General features: G+C 70.7%; 15 protein-coding genes. 7 read left to right on the plus strand and 8 right to left on the minus strand.

Annotation, left to right across the window (positions count from 1 at the left end):
* Window positions 1-159: 159 nt before the first annotated feature.
* Window positions 160-1,284, minus strand: coding sequence for an inorganic phosphate transporter (locus tag WFQ05_RS10560; protein ID WP_130521234.1), 1,125 nt, complete (start codon window positions 1,282-1,284; stop codon window positions 160-162).
* A gap of 108 nt (window positions 1,285-1,392) precedes the next feature.
* Window positions 1,393-2,019 (minus strand): DUF47 family protein, encoded by a 627-nt coding sequence (locus WFQ05_RS10565; RefSeq protein ID WP_130521232.1) that lies wholly within the window; start codon window positions 2,017-2,019, stop codon window positions 1,393-1,395.
* 274 nt (window positions 2,020-2,293) lie between these two features.
* Here WFQ05_RS10565 and WFQ05_RS10570 point away from each other — a divergent pair, with 274 nt between their 5' ends.
* Window positions 2,294-3,610 (plus strand): hemolysin family protein, encoded by a 1,317-nt coding sequence (locus WFQ05_RS10570; RefSeq protein ID WP_130522945.1) that lies wholly within the window; start codon window positions 2,294-2,296, stop codon window positions 3,608-3,610.
* Window positions 3,591-4,220: an exopolysaccharide biosynthesis protein gene (locus WFQ05_RS10575; protein WP_337053764.1), complete on the plus strand. Its 630-nt coding sequence runs from the start codon at window positions 3,591-3,593 to the stop codon at window positions 4,218-4,220. The genes WFQ05_RS10570 and WFQ05_RS10575 overlap by 20 nt, the downstream gene beginning before the upstream one ends.
* A gap of 26 nt (window positions 4,221-4,246) precedes the next feature.
* Here WFQ05_RS10575 and WFQ05_RS10580 read toward each other — a convergent pair whose 3' ends face one another.
* The 3 genes from WFQ05_RS10580 to WFQ05_RS10590 all read right to left on the minus strand — a co-directional run bounded on the left by WFQ05_RS10580 (window position 4,247) and on the right by WFQ05_RS10590 (window position 8,137).
* On the minus strand, window positions 4,247-6,319 hold the full coding sequence (locus WFQ05_RS10580; protein WP_130531856.1) for a GGDEF domain-containing phosphodiesterase: 2,073 nt from the start codon (window positions 6,317-6,319) through the stop codon (window positions 4,247-4,249).
* 50 nt (window positions 6,320-6,369) lie between these two features.
* Window positions 6,370-7,254 carry a phosphate/phosphite/phosphonate ABC transporter substrate-binding protein gene (locus WFQ05_RS10585; RefSeq protein ID WP_337053792.1) on the minus strand — a complete coding sequence of 295 codons (885 nt, stop codon included), beginning with the start codon at window positions 7,252-7,254 and terminating at the stop codon, window positions 6,370-6,372.
* Window positions 7,255-7,354: 100 nt separating this feature from the next.
* Window positions 7,355-8,137, minus strand: coding sequence for an RNA methyltransferase (locus tag WFQ05_RS10590; protein WP_337053765.1), 783 nt, complete (start codon window positions 8,135-8,137; stop codon window positions 7,355-7,357).
* 163 nt (window positions 8,138-8,300) lie between these two features.
* Between WFQ05_RS10590 and WFQ05_RS10595 the strand changes: the two genes are divergently transcribed.
* Window positions 8,301-9,128 (plus strand): inositol monophosphatase family protein, encoded by an 828-nt coding sequence (locus WFQ05_RS10595; protein WP_130535887.1) that lies wholly within the window; start codon window positions 8,301-8,303, stop codon window positions 9,126-9,128.
* 708 nt (window positions 9,129-9,836) lie between these two features.
* Here WFQ05_RS10595 and murD read toward each other — a convergent pair.
* From murD to WFQ05_RS10610, 3 genes are read right to left on the minus strand one after another with little or no spacing between them, the layout of a single operon-like run.
* Window positions 9,837-11,225, minus strand: a complete 1,389-nt coding sequence (gene murD, locus WFQ05_RS10600; protein WP_337053766.1) for a UDP-N-acetylmuramoyl-L-alanine--D-glutamate ligase — start codon at window positions 11,223-11,225, stop codon at window positions 9,837-9,839.
* Complete coding sequence (murL, locus tag WFQ05_RS10605; protein ID WP_337053767.1) at window positions 11,206-12,570, minus strand: UDP-N-acetyl-alpha-D-muramoyl-L-alanyl-L-glutamate epimerase; 1,365 nt, start codon at window positions 12,568-12,570, stop codon at window positions 11,206-11,208. Before murL ends, murD begins: the two co-directional genes overlap by 20 nt.
* Window positions 12,563-15,160 (minus strand): bifunctional aspartate kinase/diaminopimelate decarboxylase, encoded by a 2,598-nt coding sequence (locus WFQ05_RS10610; protein WP_337053768.1) that lies wholly within the window; start codon window positions 15,158-15,160, stop codon window positions 12,563-12,565. Before WFQ05_RS10610 ends, murL begins: the two co-directional genes overlap by 8 nt.
* A 108-nt stretch (window positions 15,161-15,268) precedes the next feature.
* On the opposite strand from WFQ05_RS10610, the gene WFQ05_RS10615 reads away from it, so the two are divergent.
* The 4 genes from WFQ05_RS10615 to WFQ05_RS10630 all read left to right on the plus strand — a co-directional run bounded on the left by WFQ05_RS10615 (window position 15,269) and on the right by WFQ05_RS10630 (window position 19,711).
* Window positions 15,269-16,159, plus strand: coding sequence for a PhzF family phenazine biosynthesis protein (locus WFQ05_RS10615; RefSeq protein WP_130521217.1), 891 nt, complete (start codon window positions 15,269-15,271; stop codon window positions 16,157-16,159).
* Window positions 16,156-17,037 carry a PhzF family phenazine biosynthesis protein gene (locus WFQ05_RS10620; protein WP_337053769.1) on the plus strand — a complete coding sequence of 294 codons (882 nt, stop codon included), beginning with the start codon at window positions 16,156-16,158 and terminating at the stop codon, window positions 17,035-17,037. The genes WFQ05_RS10615 and WFQ05_RS10620 overlap by 4 nt, the downstream gene beginning before the upstream one ends.
* A 52-nt stretch (window positions 17,038-17,089) precedes the next feature.
* A complete protein-coding gene (locus WFQ05_RS10625) occupies window positions 17,090-17,968 on the plus strand; it encodes a PhzF family phenazine biosynthesis protein (RefSeq protein ID WP_337053770.1) in 879 nt (292 codons plus the stop codon).
* 147 nt (window positions 17,969-18,115) lie between these two features.
* Window positions 18,116-19,711, plus strand: coding sequence for an IclR family transcriptional regulator C-terminal domain-containing protein (locus WFQ05_RS10630; RefSeq protein ID WP_337053771.1), 1,596 nt, complete (start codon window positions 18,116-18,118; stop codon window positions 19,709-19,711).
* Window positions 19,712-20,335: the final 624 nt, after the last annotated feature.

Genomic DNA, 20,335 nt, shown 5'->3' on the forward strand with positions numbered 1-20,335 from the left:
CCGGGGCGTGTTTCTTTGCCTACCTTTCTTTGCACGAGCAAAGAAAGTAGGTCGGGCCGCGAAGCGGCACGAAAGCCTTTGCCGTTGCTATTGCCTTCCCAAAAAACGAAAACGGGAAGCTAGAAAGCTTCCCGTCACCGGTGCACAAAGCCAACAGGCTTACGCCCACCCCACCCGCTGCAACCCCCACAGCAACCCATAGGCGATCGCCCCGGCGGCCGGGATGGTCAGGATCCAGGCCCACACGATGCGCTCGATCACCCCGATCTTCAGCGCCTTCGGATTCTTGGCGAAGCCCACGCCCATGATCGCGGTGGAGATGCTGTGCGTGGTCGACACCGGCATGCCGAAATGCGCCGCCACGGTGAGGATCGTGGCCGAGCTGGTCTCGGCCGCGAAACCGTGGATCGGGTGCAGCTTGACCATCTTGTGGCCCAGGGTCTTGATGATCTTCCAGCCGCCCGAGGCCGTGCCGGCGGCCATCACCACCGCACAGGTCAGCACGATCCACAGCGCCACATCGGCGCTGCCGGCACCCGCCTGCGGATGCAGGAAGGCCAGCCACGGCGGCAGATCGTCCAGCGCGCCGGTCTGCTGGGCGCCCATCAGGGTCAGGGCGATGATGCCCATGGTCTTCTGCGCGTCGTTGTGGCCGTGCGCATAGCCCATGTAGGCGGCCGAGGCGATCTGCGCCTTGCCGAAGAACGCATTGACCCAGCGCGGGCGCGCCAGGCGGCGCAGCGTGCCGCCCGCGCGCGCCATGCCGGCGATGATCGCCCACAGCAGCAGCATCACCAGCACGCCCAGCACGAAGCCAGCGATCGGCGAGGTCACCATCGGCACGAACACCTTCCACAGCAGGCCCTTGTTCTTGACCCAGGTGCCGGCGCTCTCCGACCAGATCAGCGCGTCCCAGTTGTTGTGCGCGGCAGCCAGGGCCGCGCCGCACAGCCCGCCGATCAGCGCGTGCGAGGACGAGGACGGCAGGCCCTTCCACCAGGTGATCAGGTTCCAGACGATGCCGCCCAGCAGCGCGCACAGGATCACCTGCGAGGACGCGGCGACCACATTGGTGTCGATCAGACCGGTGGCGATGGTGGCCGCCACCGCGGTGCCGGTCAGCGCGCCGATCAGGTTGGTCACTGCCGCCAGGGCCACGGCCCAGCCCGGGGCCAGCACCTTGGTGGAGACCACCGTGGCGATGGAGTTGGCCGTGTCGTGGAAGCCGTTGATGAACTCGAAGATCAGCGCGGCCAGGATCACCACCAGCACCAGGGTCAGCATGGCGCGCGCTCCCCTGCCGGGGCATGGATTGGGCGATGCAGGCACAAGCCGGCAAGGCCGGCGTGCGAAGTCCCGGAGCCGGGCGGCATGGCGTTCGAGCGCATGGGATCAGGAGTTCTTCAGCACGATCTGGTAGACCACCGCGCCGGCTTCCTGGCAGCGGTCGATGGCCTTCTCCAGGATCTCGAAGAACTCCTTGAGCAGGAACATCTGCAGGTAGTCCAGGCGGCCGGAGTAGATGTCCCGGTACAGCTCCAGCATCAGCCGGTCGGCCTCGTTCTCCAGCGCGCGTAGCTTCTCGTACAGCGCCGTGGTGCGATCCAGGTTCATCTTGGGCAGCACGTCGACCATGTCCTTCACCACGCCGGCGGCCTGCTCGAGCATGGCCGCGCGCGGGGCGAAATCGATCTGCTCCAGGTGCTTGATCGCCAGCGAATAGCGGTCGGCGAACTTCTCCACCTGCTTGGGGATCTTGTGCAGCGCCGAGCCGAGCGCCTCGATGTCCTCGCGCTCGATCGGGGTGATGAAGCTGTCCACCAGCGCCTGGCCGATCTTGTCCGAGGCCGCGCGCTCGCGCTGGCGGGCGAGCTTGAAGGCGTTGAGCGCCGGCTGGCGGTCGCTGCTCTTCATCATCGCGTGCAGCGCCTGGGTGCTTTCGTGGGCCGCGTCGGCCGCCTCGTCGAGCAGGGTATAGAACTGCTGGCCGGAACCGAAAATCGTCTGCAGGGAAAACATGCGTCGCTCGCACCCACCGTCGCGGGAGGGACGGCCATCAGGGCGCGATTATGACAATTTCGTTTCGGCCGGGCAGCAACAAGCTTGTCAGCTGGGCGCAAGTCGTTGATCCGATTGCCTTACCGGCGTTGTTGGCACTCACGTCGGGTTTGCTAGACTGCGCCGGCGCCCTGTACGGGGCGCACCCTATGGACGACGACCCTTATCCCCCCGCCGCCCGCGCGGCCATCCGCCGGACACGTTCCGCCCTGTCACCTGATGTGGAGGGCAAGCCGTGCTCGAGCTGCTGACCGTCCTGTTCCTGATCGCCCTCAACGCCTTCTTCGCCCTGTCGGAGATGGCGCTGATGACCTCGCGCAAGCTGCGCCTCAAGCAGCAGGCCATCGAAAGCCGCGGCGCGCGCGCGGCGCTGGCCCTGGCCGAGCATCCCGACAACCTGCTGTCCACCGTGCAGATCGGCATCAACCTGATCGGCATCCTGGGCGGCGTGTTCGGCGGCGATGCCATCGGCGCGATCATCGCCGGCTGGCTGGACGGCTGGTTCCCGGGCCTGGCGCAGTACAACGCCCGCATCGGCGTGGCCACCGCGGTCACCCTGATCACCGCCGGCTATGTGATCTTCGGTGAGCTGATCCCCAAGCGCCTGGCGCTGACCAATCCCGAGAAGATCGCCGCGGTGGTGGCCCTGCCGCTGACCGGGCTGCTGCGCATCTCCAAGCCGATCGTGGCCCTGCTCGGCGCGATCAACCGCGCCGTGCTGCGCCTGCTGGGCATCAAGGACGACGCGCGCCAGGCGGTCACCGAAGAGGAGATCCGCATGCTGGTGAGCGAGAGCCACGAGCAGGGCGTGATCGACGACGACGAACGCAACATGGTCAACCGCGTGCTGCGCCTGGGCGACCGCACCGCCGACAGCCTGATGACGCCGCGCAAGCGCATCGTCTGGCTGGACATCGCCGCGCCCTACGAGCAGAACCTGCAGACCATGCGGGAATCGCAGTACTCGCGCTTCCCGGTCTACCGCCACAACGACCAGGACGTGGTGGGCGTGCTGGAGGTCAAGTCGCTGCTGGACCGCATCGCCGACCACTCGCCGGAGCTGTTCACCGACCTGCGCAAGGCGCTGTTCGTGTCCGAGTCCACGCACGCCATGAAGCTGCTGGAGATCCTGCGCGAGGAGCAGCAGTCCCTGGCGCTGGTGGTGGACGAGTACGGCGAGATCCAGGGCATGGTGACCCTGAGCGACCTGATGAACGCGGTGGTCGGCCGCCATCACCAGATGGCCGAGAACCCCGATCCCAAGGCCCTGGTCACCACCCGCGACGATGGCTCGCTGCTGATCGACGGCTCGCTGTCCACCGACGATCTGCGCGAGCTGCTCGGCGGCGTGGCCCTGCCCGACGAGCAGGAAGAGGACTACTACACCGCCGCGGGCATGGTGATCGAGCACTTCGGCCGCATCCCGCACGTGGGCGAGCACTTCGAATGGGCCGGCTGGCGCATCGAGGTGGTGGACCTGGACGGCGCGCGCGTGGACAAGCTGCTGCTGCAGAAGCTGGACGACGCCGACGATGACGACATCGTCGGCTGAGTCGGGGGCCGCCACCACGCGCAGTCTGCTGGACGAGATGGCCCGCGGCGATCCGAACGAACGCCTGCGCCTGGTGGACCTGCTGGCCGATCTTCAGCAGAGCGCGTTCGGCATGCTGCTGTTCATCGGCGTGCTGCCCTCCTTCATTCCCATCCCCGGCGTGGCCGGGGGCCTGAGCGGTCCGCTGGTGATGCTGGTCGGCGCACAGCTGCTGCTGTGCCTGCGCAAGCCGTGGCTGCCGCGCTTCATCGCCATCCGCGGCCCGATGCGGCACTCGGTGGTGCGCTTCCGCGACGCGCTGGCCAAGCCGCTGCGCTGGCTGGAGAAGGTCGTCCGCCCACGCTGGCCGGGCATGCTCGACAGCCGCCTGGCCAGTGCCTTCACCGGCCTGCTGCTGTTGCTGCTGGGCGTGCTGCTGGCGCTGCCGATCCCGTTCACCAACTACCTGTTCGGCCTGCTCCTGCTGCTCTATGTCTTCGCCCTGCTCGAGCGCGACGGCATGCTGCTGCTGGCGGCCTGGGTGCTGGGCGCGGTGGCCATCGCGGTGTTCGGCGTGGCCTCGGGCAACCTGGCGCACATGGTGATCCATCAGGTGCAGCGGCTGTTCTAGCCCCGTTGAGCGGGATCCCGGAACGCTCAGGCCAGCAGCTGCACGAACTCGCTTTCGTTGAGCGGGTAGCCCAGCCAGTAGCCCTGCGCCAGGTCGCAGCCACGCTCGCGCAGCAGGTCGAACTGGCCCTGCTTCTCCACGCCCTCGGCCACCACCGCGATGCCCAGCGAATGGGCCATGGCGATGATCGCGCTGGTCAGCGCCAGATCGTCGTGGTTGCGCTGCAGGTCGGCCACGAAGCTGCGGTCGATCTTGACCCCGTCCACCGGCACGCGGCGCAGGTGGCTCAGGCCCGAGAATCCGGTGCCGAAGTCGTCCAGCCACACCTTGACCCCGGCGCGATGCAGCTTGGCCAGCATCTTGCTGGCATGGGCCTCGTCGCCGATCACCGCGGTCTCGGTCAACTCCAGGTGCAGGCGGCCGGCGGCCAGGCCGGTCTCGCGCAGCACCTCGGCCACCAGTTCGGGCAGATCGCCGCTGCGCAGCTGACGCGGGGAGACGTTGACCGACACGAACGGCGCCTCGCCGCTGGCGATGCCGTTCCAGCGCGCCGCCGCCGCGCATGCCGCGCGCAGCACGCGCGGGCCGATCTGTTCGATCAGCCCGCTCTGCTCGGCCACGTCGATGAAGACCATCGGCGAGACCGCGCCCAGCTCGGGGTGGTGCCAGCGCAGCAGCGCCTCGGCGCCGACGATGCGGTTGTCGGCCAGGCGGTAGATCGGCTGGTAGACCAGGCTCAGCTCGTCGCGGTCCCAGGCGCCGCGCAGCTCGGATTCCATGCGCACGCGCCGCTCCACCGCCTGGTCCATGGCGCGGCTGTAGAAGCGGTAGCAGTTCTTGCCGGCCATCTTGGCCTGGTACATGGCCACATCGCCGTTCTTCATCAGCGCCGTGGCGCCGGCGGCGTCCTCGGGGAACAGGGTGATGCCCACCGAGGTGCCCAGAAACACCTGCCGGCCCTGCACCATCAGCGGCTCGCCCAGCGACTGCACCATCGCCTCGGCCAGCGCGGCGGCCACCGCGCGCACATCGCCGTGCTGGATCAGGATCACGAACTCGTCGCCGCCGAAGCGCGCCACCATCGCCTCGTCGCCGCCCAGGCGCTCGACCACCTCGCGGATGCGCGTGGCGAAGTGCACCAGCACCTCGTCGCCCGCCTCGTGGCCGAGCGAATCGTTGACCCGCTTGAAGTCATCGATGTCGGCGAACAGCAGCGCCAGCTGGCGGCCACCGCCGCGCACCAGCAGCATGCGGTGATCCAGGCTCTCGCGGAACGCCAGCCGGTTGGCCAGCCCGGTCAGCGCATCGGTATAGGCCATGCGCCGCACGTCCTTGTCGTGCCGGGAGATGCTGTCGCTCATCTCCGAGAACGCGCGCACCAGTTCGCCGACCTCGTCCTCGCGCGCGCTGACCGGGCGCGGCACGTCGTAGTCGCCCACGCCGATCGCGCGCGCCGACTGCGCCAGCGCGCGGATCGGCCTGACCAGCGTGCGCTGCACGTACCAGGCCATGCCTACGCCGACCAGCAGCAACGCACCGAGCAGCATCACGATCCAGCCGGCATGGCGCCGGCCCAGCGCCTCCAGGCGCTCGCGCAGCAGCTTGGAGGCGCGCTCCTCGCTGGCGCGCACCGAATCGAGCGAGTAGCCGATGCGCACGCCGCCCAGGCGCGAATCGCCCAGCTCGACGACCCGGGAGATCTCCACCACCTTCTCGGTCCACTGGGTCAGCGGCGCGCGGCTGGCCAGGGCGCGCGCGGCCAGCGGGTCGCGCATCGGCTGACCGTAGGAGGCCATGTCCCAGGAGCCGTCGTTGACCACGTTGCCGGCTTCGTCGAAGACCAGCACATAGGCCACGTCCGGCTGCAGGGTGGCCTCGCGCACCAGCACGCCGATGGCGTCCAGGTCCGAGTAGTACATCGGGTTGGCCAGCGAATCGGCCAGCTGCTCGGCCATCGCGCTGCCGCGGCGGGTCAGGCCTTCGGCGGCCATCGACTGCACCGCCTGGCGGCCCAGCGCATCGACCTCCTGCTGCATGGCGTGCTGCCGCTGCAACAGCACCGCCAGCAGCAGCACGATCATCAGCAGCGTCACGCCCATCGCCAGCGAAAGCTGGGTCTGCAGGCCGAAGCGGGTGCGCCGGCTCAGGTTCACTCGACCTGCTCGCGCACGCGGGCGCCGGCCTGGCGCACATGCTCGAGCGCCTTGAGCGCCGGAGCATCCAGTTCGAGGAAGCGCGTGGTGCCGAAGAAGCGCTTCAGCGCATCGCGCGCCTGCGGATCCTGCGCGGCCTGCAGCAGCACCTCGCGCAGGCGCTCGCGCACCGCCGGGGCTAGACCCGGCCGGACCATCTCCAGCGCGCGCGGGAAGTCGGGCGACTGCGCCAGCACGCGCATGTTGCGGCGGAAGGCCAGCGGCATGCGCCGCTCGTCCTTCCAGTCCAGATCGTTCAGCGCCCCGGCCTCGACCATGCCCTTGTCGACCCAGGCGGCGATGTTGAACTCCGAGCGCGCGAACACGTAGCCGACCGACTGCGCGTCGGGCCGGTCGCGCGGGGAGAGCAGGATTTCCAGCGGCAGATGCGCATCGAGCAGCATCGAGGCCGGCACGATGTAGGAGCTGGTCGAGCCCACGCCCTGCAGCGCGATCGACTTGCCGCGCAGATCGGCCAGCGAGGTCAGGCCCGAGTCGGCCCGGGCGAAGATCAGCGTGTGATAGAGGCTGGCGCCGCCGCGCTCGGTCAGCAGCAGCGGCTGCGCGCCGGTGCGGCGCTGCAGCTCCACGCCGGTGCCGGAGGTCTCGGTGACCCAGTCCACCCGGCCGCGGCGCAGGTAGCTGCTCATCTGCCGTGCGTCGCGCGCCATCAGGATGCGGCCGCCGGTGATGCCGACATCGCCCATGCGCGCCACCACGTAGTCCAGCAGCGGTTTGAGCTGGGCGTAATGGGCCTTGGGATTGTCGCTGATGCGTCCCAGCACCAGCACGTGCGGATCGTCCTCACCCGGTGCCGGGGCGGCCCGCAGGGGCATCGCCATCGCCGCACACACCAGCAGCACGCCAAGGAGCCAGTAGCGCAAACGGGGACTTCCGCAATGGAGACGCGCCAGCCTAGCTGACTTTGACATCACCGGACAATCACGCGGCTCCTGCCTGGCCGGCCAGGCGCGCCATGCGCTGGCAGTCGGCCAGGATGCCGCGCAGCAGGCGCACTTCCTTTTCGTCCAGGCCCGCGCGCAGGTACAGGCGGCGCAGCTTGCGCATGGCCGATTCGGGCGCGCGGCCCTTGTGGAAGTCGACCTGGTCCAGCGTGTCCGCCAGCTGGGCGAAGAAGCCTTCGAGCTGGGCATGCGTGGCCGGGGCCGCGCCGGGATCGGCCTGGTCCGCGTCCGCCGGCGGGCTGGCGTCCTGGGCTTCGCGCAGCGCCAGGCGCGTCTCGTAGGCCAGCACCTGCACCGCTGCGGCCAGGTTGAGCGAGCTGTAGTCGGGATTGGCATCGATATGCACGGCCGCGTGACACAGCTGCAGTTCCTCGTTGGTCAGCCCCGTACGCTCGCGGCCGAACAGCAGCGCCACCGGCGCCTGCCGCGCGACCCGCGCCAGCTGTGCGGCCGCCTGGCGCGGGCTGTGCTCCTCCAGCTGCACCCGGCGGCTGCGCGCGGTGCAGCCCAGCACCAGCTGACAGTCGGCGAGCGCGGCGGCCAGGTCGTCGGTGACCAGCGCATCGGCCAGCAGGTCGTCCGCGCCGGCGGCGCGGCGGAAGGCCTCCTCGTGCGGGTACTTCTCCGGTTGCACCAGGACCAGCTGGGCCAGGCCCATGGTCTTGAGCGCGCGCGCGGCGGCGCCGATGTTGCCGGGATGCTGGGTGCCGACCAGCACGAAGCGGATGCGCGCGGCGGCGCTGGAATCGATGGTGTCCATGCCGCGATTTTAGGTGTTCGCGCCCTCATCCGTCCTCCCCGCACACCCCAGGACAGGGCCCGCGGCCGAGGGCGGTGCTAGAATGCGCGGTCCGGCCGCCGCGCCGGCCTGCTCTTTCCATCTGCCGCGTACCACACGCCCCGCCTGACCGAGGTCGCTTCGCATGCTCAATCCCGTCGTCACCGTCATGACCAAGGCCGCGCGCGTCGGGGGCAATGTGCTGCTGCGGAGCATGAACAAGCTCGAGAGCCTCAACGTGGTCCAGAAGGACCGCATGGACTACGCCAGCGAAGTCGATGCCGACGCCGAGAAGGCGATCATCAAGGAACTGCGCCGCGCCTACCCCGAGTACGGCGTGATCGGTGAGGAAGGCGGCGTGCTGCCCGGCAAGAACCCGCGCTACCACTGGGTCATCGATCCGCTGGACGGCACCAGCAACTACCTGCACGGCTTTCCGCATTTCTGCGTCTCCATCGCGCTGGTGGACAACGGCGAACCGAGCGATGCGGTGATCTTCGACCCGCTGCGCAACGAGCTGTTCACCGCCAGCCGCGGCGCCGGCGCGCAGCTCAACGAGCGCAAGATCCGCGTGTCGGACCGCAAGGAGCTGGCCGGCGCGATGCTGCACACCGGCTTCCCGCCGCGCGAGCGCGCCCGCGTCGGCGCCCAGCTCGAATGCGTGCGCGAGCTGCTCAACCACGCCGAGGACATCCGGCGCACCGGCTCGGCCGCGCTGGACCTGGCCTACGTGGCCTGCGGCCGCGCCGACGCCTACTTCGAGGCCGGCGTGAAGGCCTGGGACATCGCCGCCGGCGTGCTGCTGGTGCGCGAGGCCGGCGGCAAGGCCAGCGACTTCAAGGGCGCCGCGCTGGCGCGCATGGACGACGGCACCAAGGCCGAAGGCCGCCAGGTCATCGCCGGCAATCTGCGGGTGGCCGATGCGGTGCAGAAGGTGGTGGCGCAGTCGGGGTATGCGGCGGCGTTTGCTTGATGGGGTGTGCGGCCTTGGCGCTTCAAGGCTTCAAGCAGGCGCTTTGAAGCAAGAGCTCTAAATCCAAGGCTTTGAAGCCAAGGCTTTGAAGCCAAGGCTTTGAAGCCAAGGCTTTGAAGCCAAGGCTTTGAAGCCAAGGCTTTGAAGCAGGAGCAAAGCTTTCGCGCCTGCGGGCGCGAGCTACTTTTGTCTTGTCAAAAGTAGCCAAAACCGCTTCTCGCCGGGACGCGAGCCGCCGCTGCGCGGCGGTCCCCTGCGCTTCTCGGAAGACGGGGCACGGGGCCCAAACTCGCTTCGCTCAAACAGGGCCCCTCTTCGGCCCCGTCTTCCTGCGATGCTCGGCTCGCTTTACGGCTCAGACAGGTAAAGCAACCGCAACAACAACGACCACGGCAACAGCAACAGCAACAGCAGTAGCAACGGCAACGGCCGAAGCAGCTCTCTCAGATCGTCATTCCCGCGAAAGCGGGAATCCAGGGACTTTGCTCTTTGCGGTTGCGGTTGCTCTCAATCACGTTGTAAAGCAAAGCGGAGAGGCAGGAGCCGCTACCGTAAAGCCAGCCCTGATAAGCCTTCGGTTGTGCAAGCGTCTCTTGTACAAGCAAGAAAGTAGATCTGTGCGCGGAGCGGCACGAAAGCGCTCGACTTACAGCACGAAAGCCCCAGCGCGCTCGCCTCAAATCACGCGAGCACCACACGCGCAAGCCCTCAAGCCACCCCCAACCCCGGTATCGCCACGATCGCCTCGGGATCGAACCCCGCGATCCGGGCGAAATCCTTGCCGCGCTCGACATAGTCGCGGTACATGCCGAAACTCGGCGCGCCCGGCGACAGCAGCACGAGGCCCTGCCCCTCCAGCATCGCCTCGGCCTGGTGCACCGCGGAAGACAGGTCAGGCGCGGCGGCCAACCGGAAACCGCCCTCGCCCGCCACCGCCTCCAGCAGCGCATGGATGCGCGGGCCGTTGGCCCCCAGGGTCACGATGCCCAGCGGCGCGTGCTGGCGCATGGCCTGGGCGAAGTCGTGCCAGTCCAGGCCACGGTCATGCCCACCTACCAGCAGCGCGATGCGCTGCCCGGCGAAGCAGTCCAGCGCCGCCAGCGTGGCGTGCGGGGTGGTGGCGATCGAATCGTTGACGTAGGTCAGGCCGCCGCGCGTGCCGAGCGTCTGCAGACGGTTGGGCAGCGGGCGGAAGTCGAGCGCGGCCGGCGCCAGCGGCGCGGCGTCCAGGCCCAGCGCCTCGATCGCCGCCAGCACCGCGCACAGGTTGCCGCGGTTGTGGCGACCAGGCAGCGGCACCGCGCGCGTGTCGAACACCTGCGCATCGCCGCGATACAGCAGCTCGCCGCGCAGGTGCCAGCCGTCCTCGCGGTTGAACCAGACGATGCGGCTGTCCGGCAGCGCCAGCTGCGAGAGCACCGGATCGCGCGCATTGAGCACGGCGGTGCGCGGCGCGGCGCGCGTGACCAGCGCGAGCTTGTCCTCGATATAGCGCTGCTCGCTGCCGTGCCAGTCCAGGTGCTCGGGGAACAGGTTCAGCACCACCGCCACCTCGGGGCGCACGCCGCTGTCGGCGACCGCGCCGGTCTGGTAGCTGGACAGCTCGATCGCCCACAGCTCCGGCGCGGGTTGCGGGTCCATCACCTCCAGCAGCGGCAGGCCGATATTGCCGGCCAGCGCGGTGCGATGGCCGCCGGCGCGCAGCAGGTGGGCCAACAGCGCGGTGGTGGTGCTCTTGCCCTTGGTGCCGGTCACGCACACGGTGCGCGCGTCGGGGTGTTCGGCGAACCACAGTGCCGTGCCACCCAGCAGACGCGCGCCGGCGGCCTGCGCCTCCAGCGCCTCGGGCGAATACGGGCTGATGCCCGGCGACTTGATCACCACCTCGAAGCGGCCCAGCGCCGCGCCGGTGACCTCGACCTGCGGAAACAGCAGCGGATCGCCCAGCGTCGCGGCCTGCGCCGCCTCGGTCGGGCTGCAGAACAGGGTCAGCGCCTGTCCGGGCAGCCGGCTGCGCAGCAGGGCGTGGGCGGCGCGCCCCTCGCGCCCCCAGCCCCACAGCGCGACGCGCCGACCCTCAAGCTGCGAAATTCGCACGCAGCTGCTCCCACAGGGCGGGCGGGATGCGGTGCTCGCCCTCGGGCTGCAGCAGCGGGGCGATCCGCAGGTCGGCCGCGTCCAGCTGCGGGGCGATCTCGCGGTTGAAGCGCGCCACCAGCGCGTCCTCGCGCCACTCCGGGCGCTGGCCCAGCGCGGCCATCGCCGCGCGCGACTCGCGCCCCTCGCCCACGCACTCGAACGGCTTGTGGTCCTGGTACTCCAGCAGCGCATCGAAGCCGGCGGTCTGCGCGGCATCGTCCAGCAGATTGCGGCCGAAGATGTTCAGCAGGCGCGGCTTGGGCATGAAGTTGCTCAGCGCCAGGAACACGAAATGGCACTTGGGACACTGCCCGCACCAGCGGTTGACCGGACGCTCGCCCAGGATGTGGAAGTTGCGGTTGCAGCTGGAAAAGTGCGCGTCGTAGTGGTCGGTCTTGGCGAACTGCCGCGCCACGGCCAGCTCGGACAGCGGCCGCAGCAGCGAGTAGTAGTGCAGGTCGGCGGCGACGAAGCGCTGCACGTGCGCGCCGAACAGCGACTCGAACGCCCAGCCCTTGGACCACTGGTGGTTCACCTCGCCGGTGCCGGGGATCAGGCTGCCGTAGCTGGCCGAACGCTCGTTGGAGAACACCACCTGGTCCACCCCGCGCAGCAGCGCGGCCACCACCAGGATGGCCGAGTTGATCGCGGTCACCGGGATATGGCCGTTGTAGGCGCCCTGGCGGTTGAGTTCGAACAGCGCCGGCGCCAGCGCGCGGCCGATGTTGAGCGTGGGCAGGCCGGTGCGCGCCGCGCAGGCGGCGATCAGCTGCGAGCCGCCGATCCAGCTCACCGTCTGCGCCACGCCGGCCTGGCGCAGCGCCTCGATGGACACCAGCGAATCCTTGCCGCCGCCGATGGCCACCAGCGCGTGCGGCGCCAGGCCCAGCGTGGGCGCCGGCGCGGCATCGGCCGCTTCGCTGGCGGGGAAGCGGATGCGCCCGTGCAGGTCCAGGCCGTTGCGATAGGCGAACTCGCCCAGGCCGTGTGTGTAAAGGTCCTCCATCAGTGCGGCGGTGTCCGCATCGATGGGCTCGCCCTCGATCACCAGTTCGGGCGGCACGGCGGCCTTGTAGTAGCTCACGCCGGCGATCAGGTGCAGCAGGCGCAGCGCGCGCCGCAGCGCGTGTTCGCGCGCGCCATCCAGTGCGAACGGCGCGCCGGGGAAGCTCACCGTCTCCACCAGTTCCGGGCCCTGGTCGAAGGCATAGCGCAGGCGCGCCACGCCGGTGGCCGGGTCGAAGTCGCAGCCGCTGAAACGGAACTGCTTGACCGTCTCGCGCTGGAACGTCCAGTCAGACATCGAGGGTCGTCTCCTTGGGCAGCGCACGCTGGTTGTAGGTGCTGGCCATGCTGTAGCCATAGGCGCCGGCGTCGGCGATCAGCATGACGTCGCCCGGCGCGCTCGCCGCCGGCAGCGCGCGGCGGCGGCCGAACACGTCGGAGGATTCGCAGATCGGGCCGACCACGTCGAAGCTGGCCGTGTCCGCGTCGTCCAGGCGGCTGAGGTTGGCGATGTCGTGCCAGGCGTCGTACAGCGCCGGGCGGATCAGGGTGTTCATGCCCGCATCCAGGCCCACGCGCAGCACGCCGTCCTTCTCGATCACCTGGGTGGCGTGGGCCAGCAGCACGCCGGCCTCGGCCACCAGGTAGCGGCCCGGCTCGATGGCCAGGCGGAAGGCGGGATGCACGGCCTTGACCTCCTCCAGCCCGCGCGACCAGGCGTCCAGGTCGAAGGGCTCGTCATCGGCGTGATAGGGAATGGGCAGGCCGCCGCCGATGTCGATCACCTCGATGGTGCCGATGCGGCGGGCGAAGCCGGCCAGCTCGTCGCACATCAGGCGCCAGTGGCCCTCGGCCTCCACGCCGCTGCCCAGGTGCGCGTGCAGCCCGGTCAGAGTGATGTTGAGGCTGCGCGCCAGCGCGACGAACTCGTCCACGCGCGCGGCCGACAGCCCGAACTTGGACGCCTTGCCGCCGGTGTTGACCTTCTCGTGATGGCCATCGCCGTGGCCCAGGTCCACGCGCAGCCACAGGGTGCGGCCCTTGAACACCTCCGGCCAGCGCTGCAGCGCCTCGACGCTGTCGATGGTGACGTTGACGCCGAGCGCCAGCGCCGCCTCGTACTCGTGCCGGGGCGCGAAGCTCGGGGTGAACAGCACGCGGCGCGGCTCCAGCTGCGGCAGCGTGGCGAAGACGTGCTCCAGCTCGCCCAGCGACACGCATTCCAGGCCGAAGCCCTCCTCCACCAGCGTGCGCAGGATGGCCGGATGCGAATTGGCCTTGATCGCGTAGAAGCGCTGGTCGATCTGCTTGATCGCGGCCAGCGCGTGGGCGCGCTCGCGCACGGTCGGCAGGTGATAGGCGTAGACCGGCGTGCCGGCCTGGGCCAGGTCCAGCAGCTGCGCGCGCCGGGCCTGCCACCACGGCGTGGGGCGTGGACGCAGCGCGCCGTTGAGTTCGCGCCAGCGCGGGCCGAACACGCTGGTCTCCTCCACCGGCATGGCGCCCGAGTCGATCAGTTCGCCGTGCAGGATCGGCAGCAAGCCGTCGGCGTCGGCCTCGTCGATGACGAAGGTCAGGTTCAGGTCGTTGGACGACTGCGAGATCAGGTGCACGCGCTCCTTGCCGAAGGTCGCCCACACATCCGACAGCTTGTGCAGCAGCGAGCGCATGCCGCGGCCGACCAGGGTGATGGCCGCGCATGGCGCGATCACCTTGACCCGGCAGATCTCGGCCAGGTCCGAGGACAGCGCGGCCAGCACGTCGGTGCTGACCAGGTTCTCGGACGGATCCAGCGACACGGTGACGTTGGTCTCCGACGAACCGATCAGGTCCACCGACAGGCCGTGCTTCTTGAAGCGCGCGAACACATCGGCCAGGAATCCGACCTGCTGCCACATGCCGATGCCTTCCATCGACACCAGCACGATGCCGTTGCGGCGGCTGATCGCCTTGACCCCGGGGATGGTGACCGCGTTGCCGTCGATGCTGGTGCCGGGCAGCTCGGGGCGCTCGGTGTCCAGGATCGCCATCGGCACGCCGGCGTCGCGGCACGGCTTGATCGAACGCGGATGCAGCACCTTGGCGCCGGTGGTGGCGATTTCCTGCGCCTCGAAGTAGTCCAGGCGCGTGAGCAGCCGCGCGTCCGGCACTTCCTTCGGGTTGGCGCTGAACATGCCGGGCACGTCGGTCCAGATCTCCACGCGCTGGGCCTTGAGCAGCGCGCCGAAGTACGCCGCCGAGGTGTCCGAGCCGCCGCGGCCCAGGATCGCCGTGCCGCCGTCGCCGTGGCGGGCGATGAAGCCCTGGCTGATCAGCACGCGCGTGGGCTGGGTGCGGAAGCGCGCGCGCCAGTCGTCGCTGCCGCGCGGATCGCACGACACGGACAGGCGCTGCGCCCAGGCGCTCTGGTTGGGGATGGTCATCGCATCGAGCCACTCGCGCGCATCGCACCAGCCGATGTCCAGGCCGTTCGCGGCCAGGTAGGCCGCGCCGATGGTCGAGGACAGCAGCTCGCCCTGGCCCAGCACCTCGGCCTGCCAGTCCAGCGCGCGGGTGGCCGCGCGCGGGTCGGTGGCCAGCGCGCGCAGCGCGGCCAGGCGCTGGCCGAGCACGGCCTGCGCGTCCAGTTCCAGCTCGGCCACGAACTCGCGGTGGCGCAGCTCCAGCGCGGCCACGCGGGCCTCGGCATCCTGGGCGCCGTCGGCGATCGCGGTCAGCTCGTTGGTGACGCCCGACAGCGCCGAGACCACCACCAGCACGCGCGCGTCGTGTTCATCGGCGCGTTTTTTGGCCAGCTTCCCGATGGTGTCCCAGCGATGACGACGCGACACCGAGGTGCCGCCGAACTTGAGCACGATCCAGCGATCGTTCGGGGGGGAAGCGGACATGGGGACTTTGCGGTCTACGATGGGGAGGAAAAACCCGATCACGCGGGCGGAACCTGCAATTCTAATGGAACACGCCCAGCCAAGCCCCCGCGGCCCCAGGACCCGACCATGATCCAGCGCCGCTACCTGCAGCTCGACGTCTTCGCCGACCGCCCCGGCGCGGGAAACCCGCTGGGCGTGGTGGTCGATGCCCATGCGCTGGACACCGCGGCCATGCAGGCGCTGGCCGCCTGGCTGAACCTGTCCGAGACGGTCTTCTTCCAGCCGCTGGGCGGCTACGGCGCCGACTACCACGTGCGCATCTTCTCGCCGAGAACCGAGCTGTCCTTCGCCGGCCACCCCAGCGTGGGCGCCGCCTGGGCCGCGCTGTCGCTGGGCCTGGTGCGGTCCGAGCACCTGCACGCGCAGGCCGCGGGCGAGGTCGACCTGATCCAGCAGTGCGCCGCCGGGATGCTGCCGGTGCGGGTGCGCCAGGCCGACGGCGCGCGCCGGATCTCGGTGCGCACCCCGCGCGCGGTGCACCGCTTCGACGTGCCCCCGCCGGCCTGGCTGCTGGCGCCGCAGGTGTTCGGCGCGGCCCGCGGTCCCCTCCCGCCGGCGCTGTACAACAACGGCCCGGACTGGTGGCTGCTGGAGCTGGCCGACGAGGCCGCGCTGCGCGCCTGGCAGCCGGATCTGGGGCAGATCGCCCTGCTGCCGGGCAAGGGCAAGCTGGCCGCCTTCGCCCGCAGCCATGGCGGCCCCCATGACCTGGTGGTGCGCGCCTTCGCCCCGGCCAGCGGCGTCCCGGAGGACCCGGTCACCGGCAGCGCCAACGGCCTGATCGCCGCCTGGCTGCACGCGCGCCAGGCCCTGCCCGGCCGCGACGGCCGCTACCGGGTCAGCCAGGGCCGCGAACTGGGCCGCGACGGCCTGATCGAGGTGGAAGTGGATGCCGAGGGCGAGGTCTGGATCGGCGGCCTGGTGCAGCCGGTCATCCAGGGCCAGATCACCTGGTGAGCGCGCCGGGCCGGCGCTACCTGCAGCTGGACGTGTTCGCCGCGCGTCCAGGCTGCGGCAATCCGCTCGGCGTGATCCTCGACAGCGACGGCCTGGACAGCGCCGCGATGCAGGCGCTGGCCGCCTGGCTGGGGCTGCCCGAGACCGTGTTCTTCCTGCCTGCCGCCGAAGGCGCCGACTACCACGTGCGCATCTTCACACCCGACTGCGAGCTGCCCTTCGCCGGCCATCCCAGCGTGGGCGCGGCCTGGGCCGCCGTCGCCTGGGGCCTGGCGAGCCCGCGCGATGGTCGGCTGACCCAGCAATGCGCGGCCGGCCTGCTTCCCGCCCAGGTGCGGCAGGTCGATGGCGTGCTGCACGCCCGGATCCGCGCGCCGCGCGCGCGGGCGCTGCCCACCCCGCCCCACGCCCAGGCCCTGCTGGACGCCGCGCACCGCGGCTGGGCCCTGGCCGCGGCGCCGGCACTGTGGAACAACGGCCCGGGCTGGTGGCTGCTGGAACTGGCCGACGCCCAGTCGGTGCGCCGCGCGCGCCCGGACTTCGGCGCGATCGCCGCGCTGGCGCGCGCCACGGCCAGCCTCGGCGTCGCGCTCTTCGCCGCGGAAGCCGCCGACGGCCACGACCTGGTCGTGCGCGCGTTCTGCCCCGCCGATGCGCCCAACACGCCCGAAGACCCGGTCACCGGCAGCGCCAACGCCTGCATCGCGGCGTGGCTGCACGCACAGGGCCGGCTGCCGGGCATCGGCGGCGCCTGCGTCGCCAGCCAGGGCCGCGAGGTCGGCCGCGACGGCCGTGTGCACCTCCAGGTGGACGCCGACGGCGAGGTCTGGATCGGCGGGCAGGTCCAGGGCGTGGTCGAAGGCACGCTGCACTGGTGAGGCCACGGCGCGCTGCTACCCTGCACGCCCCTTCCCAGCCGCTCCTGTGCCCATGCAATCGCGTCGTTTCCTGCAGGTCGATGTCTTTTCCGCGCGGGCGGGCAACGGCAATCCGCTGGCGGTGGTCTTGGATGCGCAGGGGCTGGACGAGGCCGCCATGCAGGCCATCGCGCGCTGGACCAAGCTGCCGGAGACGACCTTCGTCTTCCCGGCCCAGGACGAAGGCGCCAGCTACCGGCTGCGCATGTTCGCCCCGCAGAAGGAGGTGCCCTTCGCCGGCCACCCCAGCGTAGGCACCGCGCACGCGGTGCTGGCCGCGGGCCTGGCCGTGCCGCGCGATGGCGTGCTGATCCAGGACGGCATCGCCGGGCGCCTGCCGCTGCGGGTGGAGACCATCGACGGACGCCAGCGCATCGCCATCCGCGTGCCCCGCGCCTCGCTGGCCGAGGTGGTCGACCCGGCCGATGCGCGCCTGGCGCCGGCCATCGCCGGCTGGCCGCTGGGCGCGCTGCCGCCGGCGCTGATGGACGGCGGCCGCAAGTGGTGGGTGGTGGAACTGGCCGACGAGGCCGCATTGCGCGGCCTGACGCCGGACTGGGACGCGATCGCCACCCTGGCGGAAGGCTCCGGCGCGATGGGCGTGTTCGCCTACGCCCGCGCGACCAGCCAGCCCGACTACCAGCTGGCGGTGCGCGCCTTCGTCGGCAACGGCCGCCGCTTCGAGGACGCGGCCTCCGGCGCGGCCAACGCGGTGCTGGCGGCCTGGCTGGACCAGCGCGGCGCCCTGCCCGGCAGCGGCGGGCGTTATGTCGCAAGCCAGGGCCGCGAGGTCGGCTTCGACGCCCTGCTGGAACTGGCCATCGACGCCGCCGGCGAGGTCTGGTCCGGCGGCCAGGTGCAGACCGTGGTGCGCGGCACGCTGGACTGGTGAGGCCCACCTTGCGCAGCGGACGGACCGATCCACCGGCGCACTCCCCGCCCCGGCCCGGTTTGCCGGACAATGCGCCGCGCGCGGCCCGCCCCGGCCGCGGCATCTTCACTGCCCCACATCGGCCAGCGGGCCAGGATGACCGGCGACATGAGTGAGAACACGCGCAAGGCGACCGGCACCATCGAACGCGCGCTGGATGTCCTCGAGGCGATCGGCACCTCGCCCAAGGGCGTGACCTTCGCCGAGATCGCCCAGCAGGTGCAGCTGCCGCGTACCACCGCCTACCGCATGCTCAGCGGCCTGATCGAGCGCAACCTGGTCCGGCGCGAGTCCACCCGCCGCGCCTACCGGCTGGGCTTCGGCGCGCTGCAGCTGAGCCGCGAATCGCATCCGGCGCCGCAGCTGGTCGTGGCCGCCAACATCGAGCTGAACTATCTGCGCGCCATCACCGGCGAGACCACCAGCCTGTGGGTGCGCGACGGCCTGGAAGTCATCGCGCTGGAGCGCGCGCGCGGCGCGCACCGCTCGCAGGGCGACACCCACGTCGGACAGGGTCGTCTGCTGCACGTCACCGCGGCCGGCAAGGCGCTGCTGGCGGCCATGCGCACCGGGGAGCGCAATCCGCTGCTGTCGCGGCTGCCGATGACGCCGTTCACGCCCAACAGCGCGACCAGCCGCGAGCAGGTCAACGCCATGATCGCCACGGTCAAGGAGCGCGGCTACGCCATCGACGACGAGGAAAGCCGCCTGGGCGCGCGCTGCGTGGCCGCGGTGATCCGCGACATGCAAGGCGTGGTGCGCGGCGCGCTGAGCCTGTCCGGGGCGACCGAGCGCTTCACGCCCGAGCGCATGGCCGCCTTCGGCACCGAGCTGACCGAGGCCGCCCAGCGCATCGGCGAGCGCCTGGCCGGCGCCGTCGAGGTCACCCATGACGACCAGGTCGCACGCGTGCCCGGCCCGCCCGCCACCGGCGGCGATTTCGCCACCTGGTCGGCCGCGCGCAACGCCTGGTACTGGATCGACACCGCCACGGCCACCCTGCACCGCGCCACTCAGGAACAGGACCAGCGCATCGCCACGCTGACGGTGGCCGCGCGCGGCCTGCATGCCACGCCGATGGGCCTGGAAGTGGTGCACGCCGAGGGCATCCTGCGACTGGATTTCGACGGCCAGCCGGCGGCACGACAGCTCGACCGGCGCGGCCAGCCCGCGCCGATCGCGGCCTGCGTGCAGCCCGACGGTCGCGAGTGGCAGGTCACGCCGGACCCGGCCGGCGGCTATCGCATCGCCACCTGGCTGCACACCGGCATCGCCGTGCCGGGCTGGCGCATCGACGACCGCATCGACGCGCTGTGCTGGAACCCGGCCGGCACGCGCCTGTTCGCCGCCAGCGCCACCACCGGCACGCTCTATGAGATGCGCCCAGGCGATGCGCGCATCCGCCGCCTGGCCGTGGTGCCCAAGGCCTCTGGCGAGGTGCGCAGCCTGGCGGCCGATGCGCAGGGCGATGTCTGGGTCGCCCTGCACGGCGGCTGGGCGGTAGCGCGCGTCTCGGCCGAAGGCGGGATGATGCAGGAGGTGGTCGGGCTGCCCCTGGCGTGGCCGACCAGCGTTGCCGTGGGCGGCAGCGATGGCCAGCAGCTGGCGATCACGATCGCCGCCGGCCCCGATGCCACCGAGCCGCACACCGACGCCCCGGAAACCGGGCTCTACCTGCTCGAACGGCCCGCGCCAGCGAAGTAGTCGCGCACTTCATTACACCACCGACCGTGTCCTGCGCCGGAGTGCGGGCATGCAGATCTGCTGAAGTCACGCGTGTGGTGGCGGTGAGTACCACTTCGCCGCCCAGCCTCGACCCGGTCGCGCGCGACTCCTCGGCTCGTTCCGCCATCCATGGCGGACTCACCGCCGCGGGCCATCCTAAGGCTCGCTCTCCGCGCGCCCGCCCGGGTCGAGGCGCCGCGAGCGTGCAGATCAGGACTTCTTCCAACGAAGGCATTGAGCAAGCGCTGTGCCCCCTCCCTTTCGCCGCAGGCGAAGGGGAGCTCGAAGTCGCGAACTAGCGACTGAGTGGGTGGGGTGCTTTTTGCTGGTGCTCTTGCTTCTGTGGCTTGAGCGGTAAAGCCCCGCCCCCTCCCCATCCCTCCCCTGCGCTGCGCGCGAGGGAGGGGACCTCAAGTCGATCATTTCCCGTCACTGATCGTGTTGTGCGCGAGGGGGGATCTCAAACGACCGCTCAAACCAAAGTCCTGTGACTTGACGCGCGAGGCAGCGGGCCGGCGGGCGGGGGCCGCGCCTAGCGAGGCAGGACGCCGAGCGCCCGAGTCAGGGCAGGATGCCCTGATCGAGGGATAAGCGGCCCCCGCC

This window comes from Pseudoxanthomonas sp. USHLN014 (genome assembly GCF_037153335.1).
Lineage (GTDB): Bacteria > Pseudomonadota > Gammaproteobacteria > Xanthomonadales > Xanthomonadaceae > Pseudoxanthomonas_A > Pseudoxanthomonas_A winnipegensis.